Origin of the sequence: Streptomyces apricus (genome assembly GCF_008369065.1) — a bacterium.
Lineage (GTDB): Bacteria > Actinomycetota > Actinomycetes > Streptomycetales > Streptomycetaceae > Streptomyces > Streptomyces apricus.
On the sequence record NZ_VDFC01000040.1, the window covers coordinates 511535 to 528932 of the forward strand.

15 protein-coding genes and 1 pseudogene are annotated in these 17398 nt (G+C 70.6%); 4 read left to right on the forward strand and 12 right to left on the reverse strand.

The annotated features are described in order from the left end of the window. Nucleotides 1-229 precede the first annotated feature (229 nt). The 6 genes from FGF04_RS15245 to FGF04_RS15270 form a co-directional block, all read right to left on the reverse strand. Nucleotides 230-1300, reverse strand: coding sequence for a BMP family lipoprotein (locus FGF04_RS15245; protein ID WP_149511836.1), 1071 nt, complete (start codon nt 1298-1300; stop codon nt 230-232). Between the two features lie 228 nt (nt 1301-1528). Beyond that, a complete protein-coding gene (locus FGF04_RS15250) occupies nt 1529-2764 on the reverse strand; it encodes an amidohydrolase (RefSeq protein WP_149511837.1) in 1236 nt (411 codons plus the stop codon). A gap of 292 nt (nt 2765-3056) precedes the next feature. Continuing rightward, nucleotides 3057-4196, reverse strand: coding sequence for a hypothetical protein (locus FGF04_RS15255; protein ID WP_149511838.1), 1140 nt, complete (start codon nt 4194-4196; stop codon nt 3057-3059). A gap of 55 nt (nt 4197-4251) precedes the next feature. Then, nucleotides 4252-5190, reverse strand: a complete 939-nt coding sequence (locus tag FGF04_RS15260) for an N-acetylneuraminate synthase family protein (protein ID WP_149511839.1) — start codon at nt 5188-5190, stop codon at nt 4252-4254. A gap of 14 nt (nt 5191-5204) precedes the next feature. Further along, nucleotides 5205-6503, reverse strand: a complete 1299-nt coding sequence (locus FGF04_RS15265) for an N-acylneuraminate cytidylyltransferase (RefSeq protein WP_149511840.1) — start codon at nt 6501-6503, stop codon at nt 5205-5207. A 118-nt stretch (nt 6504-6621) separates the two neighbouring features. Then, nucleotides 6622-7956 carry a DUF6716 putative glycosyltransferase gene (locus FGF04_RS15270; protein WP_149511841.1) on the reverse strand — a complete coding sequence of 445 codons (1335 nt, stop codon included), beginning with the start codon at nt 7954-7956 and terminating at the stop codon, nt 6622-6624. A gap of 198 nt (nt 7957-8154) precedes the next feature. Between FGF04_RS15270 and FGF04_RS15275 the strand changes: the two genes are divergently transcribed. The 3 genes and pseudogenes from FGF04_RS15275 to FGF04_RS15285 all read left to right on the forward strand — a co-directional run. Then, nucleotides 8155-9132, forward strand: coding sequence for a glycosyltransferase family 2 protein (locus tag FGF04_RS15275; protein ID WP_149511842.1), 978 nt, complete (start codon nt 8155-8157; stop codon nt 9130-9132). Beyond that, nucleotides 9129-10463 (forward strand): polysialyltransferase family glycosyltransferase, encoded by a 1335-nt coding sequence (locus tag FGF04_RS15280; RefSeq protein ID WP_149511843.1) that lies wholly within the window; start codon nt 9129-9131, stop codon nt 10461-10463. Before FGF04_RS15275 ends, FGF04_RS15280 begins: the two co-directional genes overlap by 4 nt. Before the next feature lie 49 nt (nt 10464-10512). Further along, nucleotides 10513-10704, forward strand: a pseudogene (locus FGF04_RS15285) (transposase); the annotation flags it as partial. A 170-nt stretch (nt 10705-10874) separates the two neighbouring features. Here FGF04_RS15285 and FGF04_RS41665 read toward each other — a convergent pair. The 5 genes from FGF04_RS41665 to FGF04_RS15310 all read right to left on the reverse strand — a co-directional run bounded on the left by FGF04_RS41665 (nt 10875) and on the right by FGF04_RS15310 (nt 14972). Further along, a complete protein-coding gene (locus FGF04_RS41665) occupies nt 10875-11546 on the reverse strand; it encodes a TetR/AcrR family transcriptional regulator (protein ID WP_149511844.1) in 672 nt (223 codons plus the stop codon). Nucleotides 11547-11637: 91 nt separating this feature from the next. After that, complete coding sequence (locus FGF04_RS15295; protein WP_149511845.1) at nt 11638-12066, reverse strand: cobalamin B12-binding domain-containing protein; 429 nt, start codon at nt 12064-12066, stop codon at nt 11638-11640. Between the two features lie 36 nt (nt 12067-12102). Continuing rightward, the gene (locus FGF04_RS15300) at nt 12103-13680 is read right to left on the reverse strand and encodes an acyl-CoA mutase large subunit family protein (RefSeq protein ID WP_149511846.1); all 1578 of its coding nucleotides are present in this window, start codon (nt 13678-13680) and stop codon (nt 12103-12105) included. Between the two features lie 109 nt (nt 13681-13789). Continuing rightward, nucleotides 13790-14065 (reverse strand): DUF5988 family protein, encoded by a 276-nt coding sequence (locus tag FGF04_RS15305; protein ID WP_149511847.1) that lies wholly within the window; start codon nt 14063-14065, stop codon nt 13790-13792. A gap of 553 nt (nt 14066-14618) precedes the next feature. Next, complete coding sequence (locus FGF04_RS15310) at nt 14619-14972, reverse strand: ArsR/SmtB family transcription factor (protein WP_149511848.1); 354 nt, start codon at nt 14970-14972, stop codon at nt 14619-14621. Nucleotides 14973-15051: 79 nt separating this feature from the next. On the opposite strand from FGF04_RS15310, the gene FGF04_RS15315 reads away from it, so the two are divergent. After that, nucleotides 15052-15837, forward strand: a complete 786-nt coding sequence (locus FGF04_RS15315) for an SDR family oxidoreductase (protein ID WP_149511849.1) — start codon at nt 15052-15054, stop codon at nt 15835-15837. Between the two features lie 58 nt (nt 15838-15895). Here the strand turns inward: FGF04_RS15315 and FGF04_RS15320 are convergent. Beyond that, the coding region (locus tag FGF04_RS15320; protein ID WP_235882341.1) for an NAD(P)-binding domain-containing protein at nt 15896-17398 on the reverse strand (1503 nt) is incomplete at its 5' end.

Below are 17398 nucleotides of genomic sequence, written 5' to 3' on the forward strand. Positions count from 1 at the left end.
CCTGAAAGACTGCGCAGTTCCCCGCGCCCCTGAAGGGGCGCGGGGAACTGCGCGGGCAACCCCCACCGGCCCGCAGCCGATGACGCGTGTCCCTCGTCCCTCCCGGCCCCCGACAGCCAAGGGGCGGCCCGGCCGACCCAGGGGCGCGGGGAACTGCGCGAACGGCCCCCGCCGGGCCGCAGGCGGCGGCGTGCCCTCCGTCACCTCATCCGGCGCCCCCCTGGAAGGGTCAGTCGGTCTTGACCGTTACCTTTCCGCTGATGATGTCTTCCTTCGCCTTCTCCACGGCCTCGACGACCTCGGTCATCTCCTTGTACTTCGGGTTGGAGTCGGCGAAGCCCACCCCGCCCGACTTCAGGTCACCGCGGTGCTCGCCGGACAGCGGCTTGCCCTCCACGACGGACTTCGTGACCTCGTAGACCGCACCGCCGACGTCCTTCAGCGCGGAGCCCAGGATCCAGTCCTTGGACGCGGCGAGGGCCTTCTGCTTGTACTGGTCGGAGTCGACGCCGATCGCCCAGACCTTCTCGGCCGCGGCCTCCTGGATGACGCCCTGCCCGGACAGGCCCGCCGCGTGGTAGATCACGTCGGCCCCGGCCTCGACCTGGCCGCTGGCGGCCTCCTTGCCCATGCTCGGGTTGGCGAACCCGCCGTCCTCGGGCTTCTCGGTCAGGTACCGCTTCTCGACCTTCATCTTCGGGTCGACCGAGGCGACGCCCTGCACGAAGCCGTCCTCGAACTTGTGGATCAGCGGGATGTCCACGCCGCCGATGAAGCCGACGTGCTTCTTCTTGCTGGCCTTGGCCGCGGCGACACCGGCGAGGTAGGAGGCCTGCTCCTCGGCGAACACCATGTCGGCGACGTTGTCCGCCTTGACCTGGGCGTCGTCGATGACGGCGAAGGTGGTGTCCGGGTACTTGGCGGAGACCTCCTTCACCGCGGGGGCGTAGATGTAGCCGACGCCGATGATGGGGTTGTAGCCGGCCTTCGCCATCTGGGTCAGGCGCTGCACCTTGTCGGCGTCCGACTCGCCGTCGCTCGGCTCGATGTCGTTGCCGCCGATCTTGAACTCCTTCTGGGCCTTCTCGAACCCGGAGTAGGCGGCGTCGTTGAAGGACTGGTCGCCCCGGCCGCCGATGTCGTACGCGAGGCCGATGCCCTTGCCCTTGTAGCCGGACCCGGAGCCGGACTCGGTGTCGCTGCCCGACGACTCGTTGCTGGTCTCGCCGCAGCCGGCGGCCGCGACGACGACGACCGCGACGGCGACAGCGGCTTGGGAAAGCCTTGTTCTCCGGGACATCCGAGAGATCCGACGCATGAGAGTGCACCCCTTACATTCCCCAACGGCGCCGTTGCCGACGCTGACTGCGGCGCACAGTAACGCGCGTAGAAGGGGAGGGGAACGGGGTTCATCGCTGCCGTTACCGATTCGTGCCGACGGCCCGTTACGAACGCCCACCGCCGGTTACGCACGAGTGACACAGGGGGACGAAGGGGTACCCACCGGACACCCCCGCGTCCCCCCGCCTCAGGCCCGCTCGTCGAGGAGGGCGGCGGCGGTGAAGAGCTCGACACCCACCTTGATGGCCGACTCGTCGGCGTCGAAGTCGCCCTGGTGCAGGTCCCGCACGGCCCGCTCGCCCGGGGTGCGCACCCCGAGGCGGGCCATGGCGCCGGGCACCTTCTCCAGGTACCAGGAGAAGTCCTCGCCGCCCAGGCTCTGCTCGGTGTCCTCGACCGAGTGCACACCGAGCCGGGCGGTCATCGCCTCGCGCAGCAGGTCGGTGGTGACCGTCTCGTTGACGACCGGCGGCACGCCGCGCACGTAGGTGAGCTGCGACTTGGCCCGGTGCAGCGTGGCGACCTCGTCGACGGCCGCGTGCACCAGGTCGGGGGCGATCCGCCAGGCGTCGAGGTCCAGGCAGCGCACGGTCCCGGAGAGCTCGGCGTGCTGCGGGACCACGTTGCAGGCGTGGCCCGACTCGATGCGGCCCCAGGTCAGGGAGAGGCCGGAGCGGGCGTCGACCCGCCGGGCGACGACCGCCGGCACGTCGACGGCGACCCGGGCGGCGGCGGTGACGAGGTCGGTGGTGAGGTGCGGCCGCGCGGTGTGCCCGCCGGGGCCGTCCAGGGAGACCTCGACCCGGTCGCAGGCGGAGGTGATGGGCCCGTACCGCAGACCGATGCGGCCGGCGTCCACCTTCGGGTCGCAGTGCACGGCGACGATCCGCCCGACGCCTTCCAGACCGCCGTTCTTCACGACCTGGAGGGCGCCGCCGGGGAGCACCTCCTCGGCGGGCTGGAAGATCACGCGCACGGCCCGGGCCAGCAGGCCCCGCTCGTGGAGGTCCGCGAGGACGAGGGCGGCGCCCAGGACGACGGTCGTGTGCACGTCGTGCCCGCAGGCGTGGGCGCGGTCGGGCACGGTCGAGCGGTAGGAGCAGCCCGCCTTCGTGTCCGGGATGGGCAGGCCGTCGATGTCCGCGCGCAGGGCCAGCATGGGGAGCGCGGGGTCCGGTACGCCGATGTCGCAGATGAGACCGGTGCCCGTGTCGAGCACGCGGGGCCGCAGCCCGGCCCGTTCCAGCCGCTCCTTGATCGCGGCGGTGGTGCGGAACTCCTGGTTGCCCAGCTCCGGGTGCATGTGCAAGTCACGTCGGAACGCGACGAGTTCGGCGCGCAGGGCTTCGGACAGCTCACCGGGGAGCGGTGCCTGCGCGGCCGGACCTTCCCCGGACGATGTGGCCTCGGACTCTTCGGACATCAGTTGGTTCACCCTCTGAAGGGTAGGGCGACGCGGCGGTCGATCGACCTACGATCAACAAAATTTCAACCCGTTCGGGAAAGAAAAGTTGGCCGCACGACGCATGGGAATCGACTGGCTTGGGTACACTCGCCCGACTTTCCGGGCGGAGGATGCCGGGCCGGTCCTCCTTGTGGGACGACCGCCGAACAGCGATGCCCGTTCCCGGGTCCCCGGGAACAGGCTCTCTACGCATACCACGCATACGACCCCCTGAACGGTTCTGTTCATCCAACGGACACAGTCCGGGGGATCAGGTCGCCGTGATCGCCGACAGGCGGTGGGCGTCCTTGGCCGTGTTCGTCACTCCGGAGAGGAAGCCCTGGGCGCGGGGGGAGGCCGTCCGGGTGAGCCAGGTCGGGTCTATGTCGAAGACGGCGACCTTGACGTCCGTGCCCGCCAGCGCGAGCGGCAGGGTGTGGACCACCGTCGACGGGAAGCTCAGGATCATGCGGCCGATCGGGCCGCGGCGGGCGATCAGTTCGAGGGGGAGGTCCGGACGGACGATCTCCAGACCGGTCTCGACGGCCAGCCGGTGCAGTTTCTCGGAGCTCTCCCGGCGGTGGGCGAAGTAGCGGGTGGCCCCGTAGGTGCCGACCAGTCCCTGCACCGCCTCCAGGTAGCGGTCGGGGTCGACTACCCCGGTCTCCACCAGGGACGTGCCGACCAGGTCGGCGCCCTTGGTGATGCGGGGCGGGCCGAACCGGGCCCGCGTCCAGGCGAAGTCGTTCGCCGTGACGTCGACGCCCTCGGGCGTGTCGGCGATCGGCATGGAGGAGAAGACCTCCACCCGGCGGCCCGTCCCGGGGGTGAGCCGGCGGCGGGCCCGGGCCGAGACCGGTGCGAAGACCAGGTCCCGGGCCCCGGGGCGCCCGCCGCGCCGGTGCCAGCGCACCAGCCGTTCACCGCGCGCCAGCTGGGAGACGAACTCCATCGTCGCGGTCCCGTCGTCCACGACGACCAAATCGCGGGCGCGGGTGATGGTCAGCAGCAGCTGCACGTACCGCGAGAAGGGGTCGCCCATCACGATCCGCCGTGCCCTGCGCAGCAGGGGCGCGAGTCCGCCGACCGTGTGGAAGGGCGCGGTCGTGCCGCCCCTGGCCTCCTCCCACCGCACCTCGTAGCCCTCGTCCCGGGCCAGGTCCGCCATCCGGCGCAGCTGTCCGCGGGTCATCGGGTCGGTGGGCGACAGGACGACGAGGGTGAGCCCGCCGCCGGGCGTGCCGGGCCGCCCGGCCCCCTGCTCCGGGCCCGGGGGCCCGGAGGTCTCACCGGCGCTCCTGGCCGCGTGGGCGTGCGCCCACTCCAGGACGTTCAGGAGCTGCACCGGGCTCTCGACGAAAGCCAGGGTGGCGGGTGACCGGTGGCCGGTGGATCCGGCGCGGGGGCTCATCGACGTACGACCGTCGCTTCCCTGTGATCGGAAGGGGTGGGGAGGGCCGGGTGGCTCAGACCGCGACCGGCTCGCCGGCGGCCGCGGCGATCTCGGCCTCGGCGACGACGCCCGGGACGCGGCGCAGCTTCTTCATCGGGCCCAGCTCGGACTCGTAGACCTTCTTGACGCCGTCGCCGAGGGACGCCTCGATGGTGCGGATGTCGCGCACCAGGCGGGCCAGGCCCTGCGGCTCGACGGAGGCGGCCTGGTCGGAGCCCCACATCGCGCGGTCCAGGGTGATGTGGCGCTCGACGAAGGTGGCGCCGAGGGCGACCGCGGCCAGCGTGGTCTGCAGGCCGGTCTCGTGGCCGGAGTAGCCGATCGGGACGTTCGGGTACTCGGCCTGGAGGGTGTTGATGACGCGGAGGTTGAGCTCCTCGGCCTGCGCCGGGTACGTCGAGGTGGCGTGGCACATCAGGATGTTGTCCGAGCCCAGGACCTCGACCGCGTGGCGGATCTGCTTCGGCGTCGACATGCCGGTGGAGAGGATGACCGTGCGGCCGGTGGCGCGCAGGGCGCGCAGCAGCTCGTCGTCCGTGAGGGAGGCGGAGGCGACCTTGTGGGCCGGGACGTCGAACTTCTCCAGGAAGGCGACGGCCTCGGTGTCCCACGGGGAGGCGAACCAGTCGATGTCCTTCGACTTGGCGTACTCGTCGATCTGGCGGTACTCGTCCTCGCCGAACTCCACGCGGTGGCGGTAGTCGATGTAGGTCATCCGGCCCCAGGGGGTGTCGCGCTCGATGTCCCACTGGTCGCGCGGGGTGCAGATCTCCGGGGTGCGCTTCTGGAACTTCACGGCGTCGCAGCCGGCCTCGGCGGCGGCGTCGATCAGCTTGAAGGCGTTCTCCAGCTCGCCGTTGTGGTTGATGCCGATCTCGCCGACGACGTAGACGGGGTGGCCGGGACCGGCGGTCTTGGAGCCGAACGTGCGCAGGCGGGAGTTGGTGCTCATGGTGAGGGAGTTCCTTACTTGTCGAGGGAGTCGAGAGAAGGGCCGAGGATCCAGCTGGCGATCTCTCGGACCGCGCCGTCACCGCCGGGGACGGTGGTGACCGCGCGCGCGGCGCCGCGTACGACGTCGTGGGCGCTCGCGACCGCCACGGGCCAGCCCACGAGGGCGAAGCACGGGAGGTCGTTGACGTCGTTGCCGACGTAGAGCACGCGCTCGGGCGCGATGCCCTGTTCCTCGCACCACTGCTTCAGCGCGAGGTCTTTCCGGTCGATGCCGTGCAGCACGGGGATCTGGAGCTTGCGTGCGCGGGCGGCGACGACCGGGTTCTGCTCCGTGGAGAGGATCAGCATCTTCAGGCCGCTCCTGCGGAGGGCCGCGATGCCGAGTCCGTCGCCGCGGTGCACGGAGACGAACTCCTTTCCGTCGGAGTCGATCAGCACCCTGTCGTCGGTCTGGGTGCCGTCGAAGTCGAGGACGACCGCGTCGATGTCGTCGGCGGTCGGGAGGGTGCCGGGCCGGTTCGCGTCGAAGAGCGGCGCGAGGGCCCGGGCGCGGGCCAGGTCGTGCGGGTCGTCGATCTCCAGGACCCGCGCGGGGTCGGTGCGCACGAGTTCGGTGCGCCCGAAGAAGCGGTGCTTGTGCTCGCGCAGGCCCGCCGCGTCCATGCAGTACGCGGCGCCGGTCTCCAGGAGGTCCTGGGGCCGGTCCTGGCGGCGCGGCCGGAAGGACTTGTCGTGGTTGACGCCGTACCCGCCGTCCGTGGCCGTCGCGTCGGCCACGACCGTGTCGCCCCCGACGGTCCGGGTGGCCTCGGTGTCGACCGCGGCCGGGTCGTCGTCGGCGTCGCGCCAGATGAAGCCGTGGAAGGGCGCCACGGTCAGCGCGGTGTCCGCGCCGTTCTCGACGACCGCGCCGGCCACCCCGTCGATGTCCTCACGGACGATGAAGGGGCTGGTGCACTGCACGAGGAGCACGGCGTCGACGGTGGAGCCGTGCAGCGCCTCGTGGGCGGCCATGGCGTGCAGGACGGCCGCCTCAGAGGTCGCCGTGTCGCCGGCGATGGCGGCGGGCCGCAGCACGACCTCGGCGCCGGCCTCGCGGGCGGCGGCGGCGATCGCCTGGTCGTCGGTGGAGACCACGACGTCCGTGACGAGCCGGGCCGCGCGGCACTCGCGCACCGCACGGGCGACCAGCGGTACGCCGCCGACGGGGAGCAGGTTCTTGGCGGGGACGCCCTTGGACCCGCCCCGCGCGGGAATCACCGCGAGCACACGCGGCACGGCCGCGAGCCGCCCCGCTTCGGACTTGGTCATGACCTGTACTCCTTGATGAGGGGCTGGCGTATGGCGCCCCGAAAGGGGCGCGGGGAACTGCGCGCCCGGCCACGACGCACCCGCAGGTTCGAAACGGCATCCGCCGCGGAGCGGAACGTCACAGCTCCCCCATCCGCCGGATGACGGGAGCCACCCGCTGCACCCCGTGCCGGTACGCACCCCGCGCAGCCCGCCGCACGATCTGCCGCACAACCCCCGGCTCCCGGTCCGCGTCGGGCGCCCCCGGCAGCGGGCTGCCGTCCGGCGCGAGATGGTGGCGGGCGAGGATGCCGGGCAGGTAGCCGGGCGCGGTGGCGGGCGTGTAGTAGGGGGCGAGGGCGGGCAGCGGCCCGCCCGCGAGCAGCCCGGCGATACGTGCACGGGCCGCGTCGAAGGCGGTCCCGTAGGCACCGTCGGCCGCGACGCCCTGCCGGGCGACCCACCGCTCGTCGGGCACCGGGACGTGCCCGTCGTCCAGCCGGTCCCAGGAGGCCAGGCAGCCGGAGCCGACGAAGTGGTGGTTGCCCAGCGACTCGCGCACCCCGAGGTCGGTGAGGACCACGGTCGGGATGCGGCGGTGCAGCGATTCGAGCGCCGCCGTGGAGCTGACGGTGACCAGCAGGTCCGTACGGTCGAGGACCTCTCCCATGTGCCCGTACACCAGGCGGAGGTTGGCGGGCAGGCCGCCCGGGATCCGCTCGGCGAGGCGCTGGTAGGGCTGCTCCTCGATGTGCGTGGTGTGCTCGCCGGGCCTGGACCGCAGCTTCAGCAGCACCTCGCGCTCCGGGTGCAGCCGGGCGTGCTGGACCAGCCGGTTCAGCAGGTACGTACGGTCCTTGCGGCTCTCCGGCACGGAGGGCTGCGCGGCGAAGACGACCGTGTACGGGTCGTGCTTCTCGTACGGGGCGCCGCCCAGGAACGGCAGCGCGACCTCGGTCACCGAGGAGGCGTCGGCGCCCACTCCCTCGTACACGGCGCGGAAACGCTCCGCGTCCTGACGGGAGTTGGCGAGGACGAGGTCCGCGCCGTGCCGCAGCAGCAGCCCGTCGGCGAGCTTCTCGTAGACGACGCCGACGTAGCCGGTGACGACCACCGGCCGCTTCGCGCTCCCCGTCGCCGCGCGCTCGCGCCACTGGTGGGAGAGCCCGTGCAGCATCGCCTGGACGCCGCCCCCGACGAGGGAGAGCACGAGGACGTCGTACGCGGCGTCCTCGCGGGCCATCTCCCGCAGGAACTCCACGGCGGTGACCTCCCGCAGGGAGTCCGCGCGGACGCCGACCTCGTCGAGCTGGCGGGCGGTCGGGGTGGCACGGCCCCTCAGGAGGTAGCCGTCGAGCGTGATGTCCGAATCGGCCGGTGCGATACGGTTCGCGGTGAGCGCGCCCCATTTCCACCGGGTGTCGGAATCGGCGAGTACGGCTGCTCGCAGGGACTTCGTGGTACTTGCTGGCACACCGCAGACGCTAGGAAGCGATTCCGATCACCGGCCCAACCGGAATACAACAAAGGGTTAACAGCACATCGCCGAATAGCGACCCGGCCCCCGATCCGCGCCTGATAAAGCCTGGTTCACCATTCCGCCACGCGTCGTTCACCTGGTATCCCACCACCGGTCAAGACGAATGCCGGGCCGCCGCCTAACGTCACACGGGTGGTCAAGCTCTCCGTCATCGTGCCGTTCTACAACGTGCAGCAATATGCGCCCGACACCTTGAAGAGTCTGCGTGCCAACGCACGCGACGACTTCGAGTTCATCCTCGTCGACGACTGCTCCCGCGACGAGACGCCGGACATCCTCGCGCGCGCGGAGCGCGAGCTCCCGGGCGCGGTGCATGTCAGACACGAGCAGAACGGAGGTCTGGCCACCGCGCGCAACACCGGGATCGACGCGGCGCGGGGCGAGTACCTCACGTTCCTCGACGGGGACGACTGGCTCGCCCCCGGCTACTACGAGCAACTGCTCGCCGCCATCGAAGGGTTGGGCTGTGACTTCGTGCGCACGGACCATGTCCAGTGCACCGCGCGGGCCCGCAGCGTCCACCGCGTGCCGTACGGCAGGCGCGGTGTCGTCCTGGACCCGCGCGAGGCGATCCTGCCCGCCGACCGCTCCACCTCCGTCGACTACGCGTACGCGTGGGCCGGCATCTACCACCGCCGGCTGGCCGACCGGGGCCTGCTGCACTTCACCGACGGGCTGCGCACGGCCGAGGACCGGCCGTGGATCTGGAAGCTGCACCGGGAGGCGGAGTCGTTCGCCGCGGTGGGGCTGCTCGGGGTGTTCTACCGGCGCGGGGTCGCCTCCTCGCTGACGCAGATCGGTGACGTACGGCAGCTGGATTTCATTCGCGCCTTCGACCAGGTGATAAGCGAAACGGCACAGGACCGGGACGCCGATAAACTCCTGCCGAAAGCCGTGCGGACCTACTGTGCGATTATTTCCCATCACCTGGGATCCATCGAAAGGTTCGAGCCGGCTGTGGCACGGAAACTGAAGTCGATGAGTGCCGTCGCACTGCGGCGCATGCCGCAGGACGTCCTCGACGACGCCCTCGACTCCATGGACCTGCAGCGCGCGACGCGGCTGCGTCGGCTGCGCCGCCGTCCCGCGCCCGCGGGGGTGTCCGCGTGACGACCCAGATCTTCATGGCGTCCACGCTGTACGGCACGGCGACGCTCGCCGCGGCCCTGGACGCCGGCTGCTTCCGCCCCGCGGACCGCCGCGTCCTGCTCGTCTCCAACAACTCGGCGACGCCCGAGACGACCCCCGGCGTCGACGAGATGCCCGGCTTCCCGCAGCTGCGCGGCCGGTTCGACGACGTGATCTCCTGGAACGAGACCATCTCCCCCTTCCACCCCGGCGGCTGGGCCCCGCGGCCCGACGACGTACCGCTGTGGGAGCGGCACCTGCGGCTCGCCTGGGAGCTCGGCGACGACGACGTGGAACTGGTCGTCGAGTCGATCCAGGTGAACCCGGCGCTCGGCGTCGCGCAGATCTTCATGGGCGCCCCCGTCACCGTCTACGCGGACGGCCTGATGAGCTACGGGCCCACCCGCAGCAAGATCGACCCGCTGGTCGGCACCCGCATCGACCGCCTGCTCCACCTCGACCTGGTGCCGGGGCTCACCCCGATGCTGCTCACGGAGTTCGGGGTCGGCCCGGAGATCGTGCCGACGGCGGCCTTCACCGACGTCCTCGCCGAACTCGTCAAGACGGGCGACGAGTTGCCCGCGCTCGACGAACCGGCCCTGCTGCTCGGCCAGTACCTCTCCGCCCTCGGCATCCTGACCGCCGAGGAGGAGGAGGACCTGCACGTGCGGATGCTCAAGGGCGCCGTCGCGCTCGGGCACGAGCGCCTGGTGTTCAAGCCGCACCCCAGCGCCCCGGCCCGCTGGTCGCGCGCCCTGGAGAAGGAGGCCGAGCGGATCGGCGCCGACCTCACGGTGCTCGACACCCCGGTCCTCGCCGAGGTGCTCTACCAGCGGATGCGCCCCGCGCTGGTCGTCGGCTGCTTCTCCACCGCGCTGCTCACCGCCTCCGCGCTGTACGGCCTCCCGGTCGCCCGCATCGGCACGGAGCCGCTCCTGGAACGCCTCACCCCGTACGAGAACAGCAACCGCGTCCCGGTGACCATCGTGGACGCCCTGCTGCCCGAGCTGACGGACCGCGCCGCGGTCACCGGGCAGCGCCGGGGGGCGACCCCCGGCGAACTGGGCGAGCTGGTGCGGGCGGTGGGCTTCGCGATGCAGCCCAAGATCTACCCCGACGTGCGTCCGGAGGCCGAGCGCTTCCTGGCGCGGCACCTGGACACGGACACCCGGCGGTACTTCAAGCGCCGCCGCCTGACCTCGCTGGGGCTGCCCGGCGCGGTGCCGGCCCAGCTCGCCTTCATCCCGCGCAACGCGACCGTACGGCGTGTGGCCAAGCGCGCCCGATCCTTCAAGAGGGCCACGCTCGGATGACCACCGTGAACCCGTCGCCCGCCCCGGCGCCCCCCGCGGCGGCCGAGACGGCCAGGCCGAACTCCCGGCCTGGAAGGAGGAACACAATGCCTCGCACCGCAAGGTCCGCGCCCGCGTGGAGCACGTCTTCGCCCGCATGAAGGGATGGAAGATCCTCCGCGACTGCCGCCTGAAAGGCGACGGCGTTCACCACGCCACGCTCGGCATCGCCCGCCTGCACAACCTCGCCCTCGCCGGGTGACGCAGAAACCAGCAGGTCACCGAGCATGCCGTAGATCATTTACGGGACAACCCTTAGTCCAAGCCTCAGGGCGCGATCCGCGAGATGCCCTACACCGACCATCGTTCTTTCCCAGGGTCTACTCGCGGCGGAGCTGTAACACGACGGAGCGGGAGCGAGCAGACGATGCGCTACCCGGCAGGCCTACCGAACTCACTTGGCGCGAACAGGATCGATTCGTCACCTGGTGGTGCCACTTCAAACGGCAGTAGAAGCAGACCGTCGAGGTACAGCTGCAAAAGACGCGGGCCGAACTGATCTGTGGCCGTCCAACTGGTGCCCGGCAACGGGCGGCCGAGCTGGGCGATCGCCATGATGATCTCCTCCAGGGATACGTCTTGGCGTACCCGTCCCGCCTGTTGCGCACGATGCAACATCAGCTGTGCGGCATCCACCATCCGGCGCTTCTGCTGAGCCAGCTCCGGATGGGCGCCGGCTTTTTCTTCCGACAGGCAGCACAAGGCGGCCAGCCGCTCGTGAGCCGCGGTCTGCAGGAAACGGTGCAACGCGACGTAGGGGTCGTCTTCCTCAGCGGCGGCCTCTTCCGCCGCATCGGCGACGTTCGCAACGATCTGCTCGACCGCTTCCGTCAACAGCGCTTCCCGAAGCGGGAAGTGCCGGTAGAGGGTGGCGTTCCCCACCCCGGCACGACGCGCTATCTCATCCAGCGGCGCGTCCCATCCCTGCTCGACCAGTACTTCCTGCGCCGCCGCAAGGATCCGGATCCGGTTACGCGCAGCGTCTGTCCTCAGCGCTCGGCAGCGTCGCGTCCCGGTGTCCGTACTCCAGCCGCCGATCTGCATACCGCTCCCTCAACGCTCCGTGCTTCCCGCTTCATTATCCGTAACCGACGCTCAAGGGTCGACGGTGCGGAGGCGGTCGGAGCTCGGGCCGCTATGCAGTCACATGCCTGGAAGGTTCCTTGCTCGTCCCCACGTGCGTCGTCACCCAGTCCACGACCGTCGCCGTCGAAGTGCCCGGCGTGAACAATGCGGCCACTCCCTCGTTCAGGAGGTTTTCGACGTCGTCCGCGGGGATGATGCCGCCTCCGAACACGACGATGTCCTCTGCGTCCTCGTGTCGCAGCAGCTTCATGACCTCCTTGAAGGTGGTCATGTGGGCCCCGGACAGGACGGACAGTCCGATGCCGTCGACGTCTTCCTGGATGGCGGTGGCGACGATCTGCGCCGGCGTCTGGTGCAGTCCCGTGTAGATGACTTCCACTCCGGCGTCCCGCAGTGCTCGTGCGACGACCTTCGCGCCGCGGTCGTGGCCGTCGAGGCCGGGCTTGGCCACGATGACGCGCAGGGGTGAAGACGACATGACGGCTCCTCGTTCGACGTGCGTGTTGGCTCAGTTCTAGAGATCGGACGGGACATAGGTTCCCCAGACTTCCCGCAGGGCGTTGCTCACCTCACCGACCGTTGCCCGCGCCCGCAGCGCGTCCTTCATCGGGTAGAGCACGTTGTCCTCGCCGTCAGCGGCCTTCTTCAGGCTCGTCAACGCCGAGTCCACCAGGTGCTGGTCGCGCTCCGCGCGGAGCGCGGCGAGACGCTGGGCCTGCTGGGCTTCGATGGCCGGGTCGACGCGGAGAGGCTCGTACGGCTCCTCCTCGTCGAGCTGGAAGCGGTTGACGCCGACGATCACCCGCTCGCCGGAGTCGGTCTCCCGGGCGATGCGGTAGGCGTTGTTCTCGATCTCGTTCTTCTGGAAGCCGTGCTCGATGGCGTCGACCGCGCCGCCGAGGTCCTCGACCTTCTGCATCAGTTCGCGTACGGCCGCTTCCATGTCGTCGGTCATCCGCTCGACGACGTAGGAGCCGGCGAAGGGGTCGACGGTCGCCGTCACGTCGGTCTCGTGGGCGAGGACCTGCTGGGTGCGCAGGGCCAGGCGTGCGGACTTGTCGGTCGGCAGTGCAATGGCCTCGTCGAAGGAGTTGGTGTGCAGCGACTGGGTGCCGCCCAGGACCGCGCCCAGGCCCTGTACGGCGACGCGGACGAGGTTGATCTCGGGTTGCTGAGCCGTCAGTTGCACACCGGCCGTCTGGGTGTGGAAGCGCAGCATCAGCGACTTGGGGTTCTTCGCACCGAACTCCTCGCGCATCACCCGTGCCCAGATCCTTCGGGCGGCACGGAACTTGGCGACCTCCTCCAGGATCGTGGTGCGGGCCACGAAGAAGAAGGACAGGCGGGGCGCGAAGTCGTCGACGTCCATGCCGGCGGCCACCGCGGTGCGTACGTACTCGATGCCGTCCGCCAGGGTGAAGGCGATCTCCTGCGCGGGCGAGGCTCCTGCTTCCGCCATGTGATAGCCGGAGATCGAGATCGTGTTCCACCTGGGCATCTCGGTGCGGCAGTACTTGAAGATGTCCGCGGTCAGGCGCAGGGAAGGCTTCGGCGGGAAGATGTAGGTCCCGCGAGCGATGTACTCCTTCAGCACGTCGTTCTGGATGGTCCCCGTGAGCCGGTCGGCGCTGATTCCCTGTTCCTCGGCGACCAGTTGGTAGAGCACCAGGAGCACTGCGGCGGGGGCGTTGATCGTCATCGACGTCGACACCTTGTCCAGGGGGATCTTGTCGAACAGCACCCGCATGTCGTCGATGGAGTCGATCGCCACGCCGACCTTGCCCACCTCACCGCTCGCGATCGGCGCATCCGAGTCGTGTCCCATCTGGGTGGGCAGGTCGAAGGCGACCGACAGTCCGGTCGTGCCGTTGGCGATCAGCTGCCGGTACCGGGCGTTGGACTCCACCGCCGTGCCGAAGCCGGCGTACTGGCGCATCGTCCATGGTCGGCCGGTGTACATGGACGGGTAGACACCGCGCGTGAAGGGATACGCGCCCGGTTCCCCCAGCTTCTCGGCCGGATCCCAGTCCCTCTGGGCTTCGGGCCCGTAGACCGGTTCGATGGGCAGTCCGGACTCCGACTCGCGCGCCATGGTGATCAGGGCCTTTCGTGGGTGCTGGGTGGTCGAGAAGGGAACGGCGCAGGCCAGCCGATGACGGCCGTTGCCACAGCTTCGCCGCGCTGTGACGTGGGTGAACGTCCTACTCGGCCATGTAGGTGCGGTAGATCCATCCGTAGACGCGCAGGGAGCGCCCGTCGACGTCCCGCACCTCGGTGGTCGCCTCGAAGTGCTCGTAGCGGTTGTGGACGCTGAGCTTGACCCGGTCCGTGAAGTCCGCGACCTGATGGACCCGCAGGTCATCGGGGATGTCCTTGCCGCCTGACAGGAGGATGTTGAGTTCCGCCGGACGGCTGTCGTCACCGCGCAGGATGTTGTCGGGGTGAGCCTGAGCAGTGCTGAGGATGGTGCTGGTCATGTGCGAGTCCTCTCACGCAGGGCGCTGTGAACAGGCGAGCTGACAGGGATGGAGGGGCGCGGCCGCGTGGCGGCGCGTCGGTGATCGGGGGCGTGGAGGTCTCCTGCGCGTCGGCGCGTCAGGGAACGCCACGGTCGTCGCCACGCCACAAGGGGCTGCCGCGACTTCGCTATATCGACTGTTGCCGAATTAAGAGTCAGCTTGGCGTCGATCCGCGGCGACTGTCAACCACTTCCCGGAACTCAAGGACGCCGTTCTTCCTGGGGAAGGGGAGCGCGGGTGGCGCCTGCCTGATGCGCGGCATACGGCGGCGCGGCTGCGGGCGCAGGCGCAGGCGCGGAGAAGGTCGCGCGAGCACGGTGGGGCCGCAGGGCTGAGGGAGTCTCGCAGGACAGCGGCGGGTCGCCGGCTCGTCTGCGGCGTCACGCGGCGGGCTCGCCCAGCGGGATGAGGTGCGGCTCGGCACCGACGACAGGGCATGCCTCAGACACGCGTGGCGCGTCGGGGCTCAGGCCGCTCACGCCAGGGCCCGACGGACACATCGGAGCGCGGCTCAGTCGCTGGTGGTGAGGAATCCGGACAGCGCGGAGAGGACCGCGGGGGCGAGCCGGTAGTAGACCCAGGTTCCGCGCCGCTCGGACAGCAGCAGGCCCGCCTCGCGGAGCTTCTTCAGGTGATGGCTGACCGTGGGCTGGGACACGCCGACGTCGGCGATGTCGCACACACAGGCTTCGCCGTCGGGGTGAGAGGCGACCTTGGAGAACAGGCGTAGCCGCACCGGGTCTCCCAGCGCCTTGAACATGGCGGCCGTGAGTTCGGCTTCCTCCTCGGTCAGCTCCCGGTCCGTGAGGGACGGGCAGCAGGGTGGAGCGACGGTGGTGGCCGCCAACTGCGCTAGCTTCGACATGCATCTATGTTGACACCGGTTCCGCCTCCTGCCAAGATCGCTTGATTCGATGGCTATCTAATCATTAGCTGGGGGAAGCATGACAGACGTGCGCACCGCCGATGCAGGACGGCCCGCGAGGACGGCCGTCGTCACAGGAGCCAGCAGTGGGATCGGGGCCGCGATCGCGCGGGCGCTGGCTCGCGACGGCTTCGAGGTCGTCCTCACCGCACGCCGGTCCGACCGGTTGGACGCCGTCGCCAAGGAGATCGGCGACGAGGGCGGAACAGCCCGGGTCTTCCCCCTGGACGTCACCGACAAGGAGGCGGTCCTCGCCTTCGCCGAACAGGTGCCGACGTGCGACGTGCTGGTCAACAACGCGGGTGGCGCCTACGGGACGGAGCACATCGAGAACGCCGATCCCGGCGACTGGCGGTCCATGTTCGAGGTGAACGTCGTCGGAGCGCTGCACATGACCCAGGCGCTGCTGCCGGGCCTGCGGGCCTCCGGTGACGGCGTCGTGGTCGTGATCTCCTCCACCGCCTCGTTCACCTGCTACGAGGGCGGCGGCGGCTACAGCGCCGCGAAGCACGGTGCGCACGTCCTGGCCGAGACGCTGCGCCTGGAGGTCTGCGGGGAGCCGCTGCGGGTGGTCGAGGTCGCTCCGGGCATGGTGCACACCGAGGAGTTCTCCCTCAACCGCTACCGCGGCGATGCGGACAAGGCCGACGCCGTCTACGCCGGGGTCGCCGAGCCGCTGGTCGCCGAGGATGTCGCCGACGTGGTGACCTGGGCGGTGACCCGGCCGCCGCACGTGAACATCGACCTCCTGGTGGTGCGGCCCCGGGCGCAGGCCGCACAGCACAAGGTGCACCGCACTTCCTGATGCCGGAGCGCCGCTGCGGCCGCCTCCCCTCACCGGGAGGCGACCGCGGCGGCGTCGTTCAGCAGCCGGTGGCGCCGGGCGCGTCGAACATGTCGGCCGCGTAGGCGGCCAGCTGCAGGGCGGCCGTGTGGTCGATGCCCAGCTCCGTGGCGGCGGACAGCACGGCGTCCGAGGCGGTGGCCGAGGTGCCCAGGTGCTTGGCGGTGACGTGCAGGAGCTGCTCGTGCTGCTCCTTGGTCAGGCCCAGGCGCAACGCGAGCGCCTCGCCGCCGGCGGTCACCGAGCACACCCCGGTCTCCGGCAGCTGCAGCTCGACCGACTGGGCGGCCTCCATGTCACCGGCGAGGGCGGCGGCGATGGAGCGCACCTGCTCGTAGCCGGTGAGCATGAGGAACGTCGGAGCGCGCCCGTAGCTCTTCATGCCGACGGCGAAGTAGCCCGGCTCGGGGTGGGCCAGTTCGCGGTAGCCGTGCGGGGTGACGGTGCCGCAGGAGTGCTGGTTGGGGTCGATCAGCGGGGCCAGCGCGCGGGGCGCGGACATGATCGGGTCCAGTTCCAGGCGCAGCTCGTCGGCGATGCGGTAGTCGGGCCTGAAGCCGGTGGCCGCGACGACGCGGTCGGCGGTGAGGGTCTGCTCGGTGCCGCCCGGGCCCCGGGAGATCAGTTCGACCTGGTCGCGGTGGGGGTCGTCGCCCAGCGTGCGGACGGCGTGGGTGCGGAAGTTGGGGGCGAGGGTGACGCGGCCGGTGTCCACGAGCATCTTCAGGCCGGAGCCGATGGCGCCGCGGGCGGGCAGTTCGTCGTCGCTGCCGCCGCCGAAGGAAGCGGCCGGGTCGGCTCCGCGGATGGCCCAGGTGATGGTGGTGCCCGGTGCGGTGTCAGCGAGTTCGGCCAGGGCGAGCAGAGTGTTGGCCGCCGAGTGTCCGGCGCCGACGACGACGGTGTGACGGCCGGCGTGCTGGTCGCGGTCGGCCCCGAAGACGTCGGGCAGGCCGTGGTTGATCCAGGAGACGGCTTCCTGCTCACCGTGGGCGGGCAGGCCGTTGGCGCCCAGGTGGTTGGGCTGGTTCCAGGTGCCGGAGGCGTCGATGACGGCGCGCGCGAGCACCTCGTCGCCGTCGGCCAGCCGAAGGACGAAGGGGGCCTCTTCCCGGCCGGCGGTGCGCAGGCGGTCGATGCCCAGACGGCTGATGGCGCTGACCGCGGTGCCGTAGCGGATGTGCGGGGCCAGCGCGGGCAGTTCGGCCAGTGGCTGGAGGTACTGCTTGACGAGGTCACCGCCGGTGGGCAGGGCGGAGGCGTCGGGCTCCTCCCATCCGGCGGCTGCGAGCAGACGGCGGGCGGCGGGGTCGGTGTTGAACTCCCAGGGGCTGAAGAGCTGGATGTGGGACCAGGCATGTACGGCCGATGCCGCGGCGTCGCCGGCTTCCAGGACGACGAAGGGGACGTCGCGTTCGGCGAGGTGCGCTGCGGCGGCCAGGCCGACGGGTCCGGCTCCGATGACGGCGACGGGAAGGCGGTCGGGGGTGAGGTCAACCACGGTGCGGTGTCCTTTCACGAG

What these genes read in the sequence shown, in the direction of transcription:
- FGF04_RS15245 (WP_149511836.1), bottom strand. Translation starts at nt 1,300, where the DNA reads ATGTCCCGGAGAACAAGGCTTTCCCAAGCCGCTGTCGCCGTCGCGGTC.
- FGF04_RS15250 (WP_149511837.1), bottom strand. Translation starts at nt 2,764, where the DNA reads ATGTCCGAAGAGTCCGAGGCCACATCGTCCGGGGAAGGTCCGGCCGCG.
- FGF04_RS15255 (WP_149511838.1), bottom strand. Translation starts at nt 4,196, where the DNA reads ATGAGCCCCCGCGCCGGATCCACCGGCCACCGGTCACCCGCCACCCTG.
- FGF04_RS15260 (WP_149511839.1), bottom strand. Translation starts at nt 5,190, where the DNA reads ATGAGCACCAACTCCCGCCTGCGCACGTTCGGCTCCAAGACCGCCGGT.
- FGF04_RS15265 (WP_149511840.1), bottom strand. Translation starts at nt 6,503, where the DNA reads ATGACCAAGTCCGAAGCGGGGCGGCTCGCGGCCGTGCCGCGTGTGCTC.
- FGF04_RS41665 (WP_149511844.1), bottom strand. Translation starts at nt 11,546, where the DNA reads ATGCAGATCGGCGGCTGGAGTACGGACACCGGGACGCGACGCTGCCGA.
- FGF04_RS15295 (WP_149511845.1), bottom strand. Translation starts at nt 12,066, where the DNA reads ATGTCGTCTTCACCCCTGCGCGTCATCGTGGCCAAGCCCGGCCTCGAC.
- FGF04_RS15300 (WP_149511846.1), bottom strand. Translation starts at nt 13,680, where the DNA reads ATGGCGCGCGAGTCGGAGTCCGGACTGCCCATCGAACCGGTCTACGGG.
- FGF04_RS15305 (WP_149511847.1), bottom strand. Translation starts at nt 14,065, where the DNA reads ATGACCAGCACCATCCTCAGCACTGCTCAGGCTCACCCCGACAACATC.
- FGF04_RS15310 (WP_149511848.1), bottom strand. Translation starts at nt 14,972, where the DNA reads ATGTCGAAGCTAGCGCAGTTGGCGGCCACCACCGTCGCTCCACCCTGC.
- FGF04_RS15315 (WP_149511849.1), top strand. Translation starts at nt 15,052, where the DNA reads ATGACAGACGTGCGCACCGCCGATGCAGGACGGCCCGCGAGGACGGCC.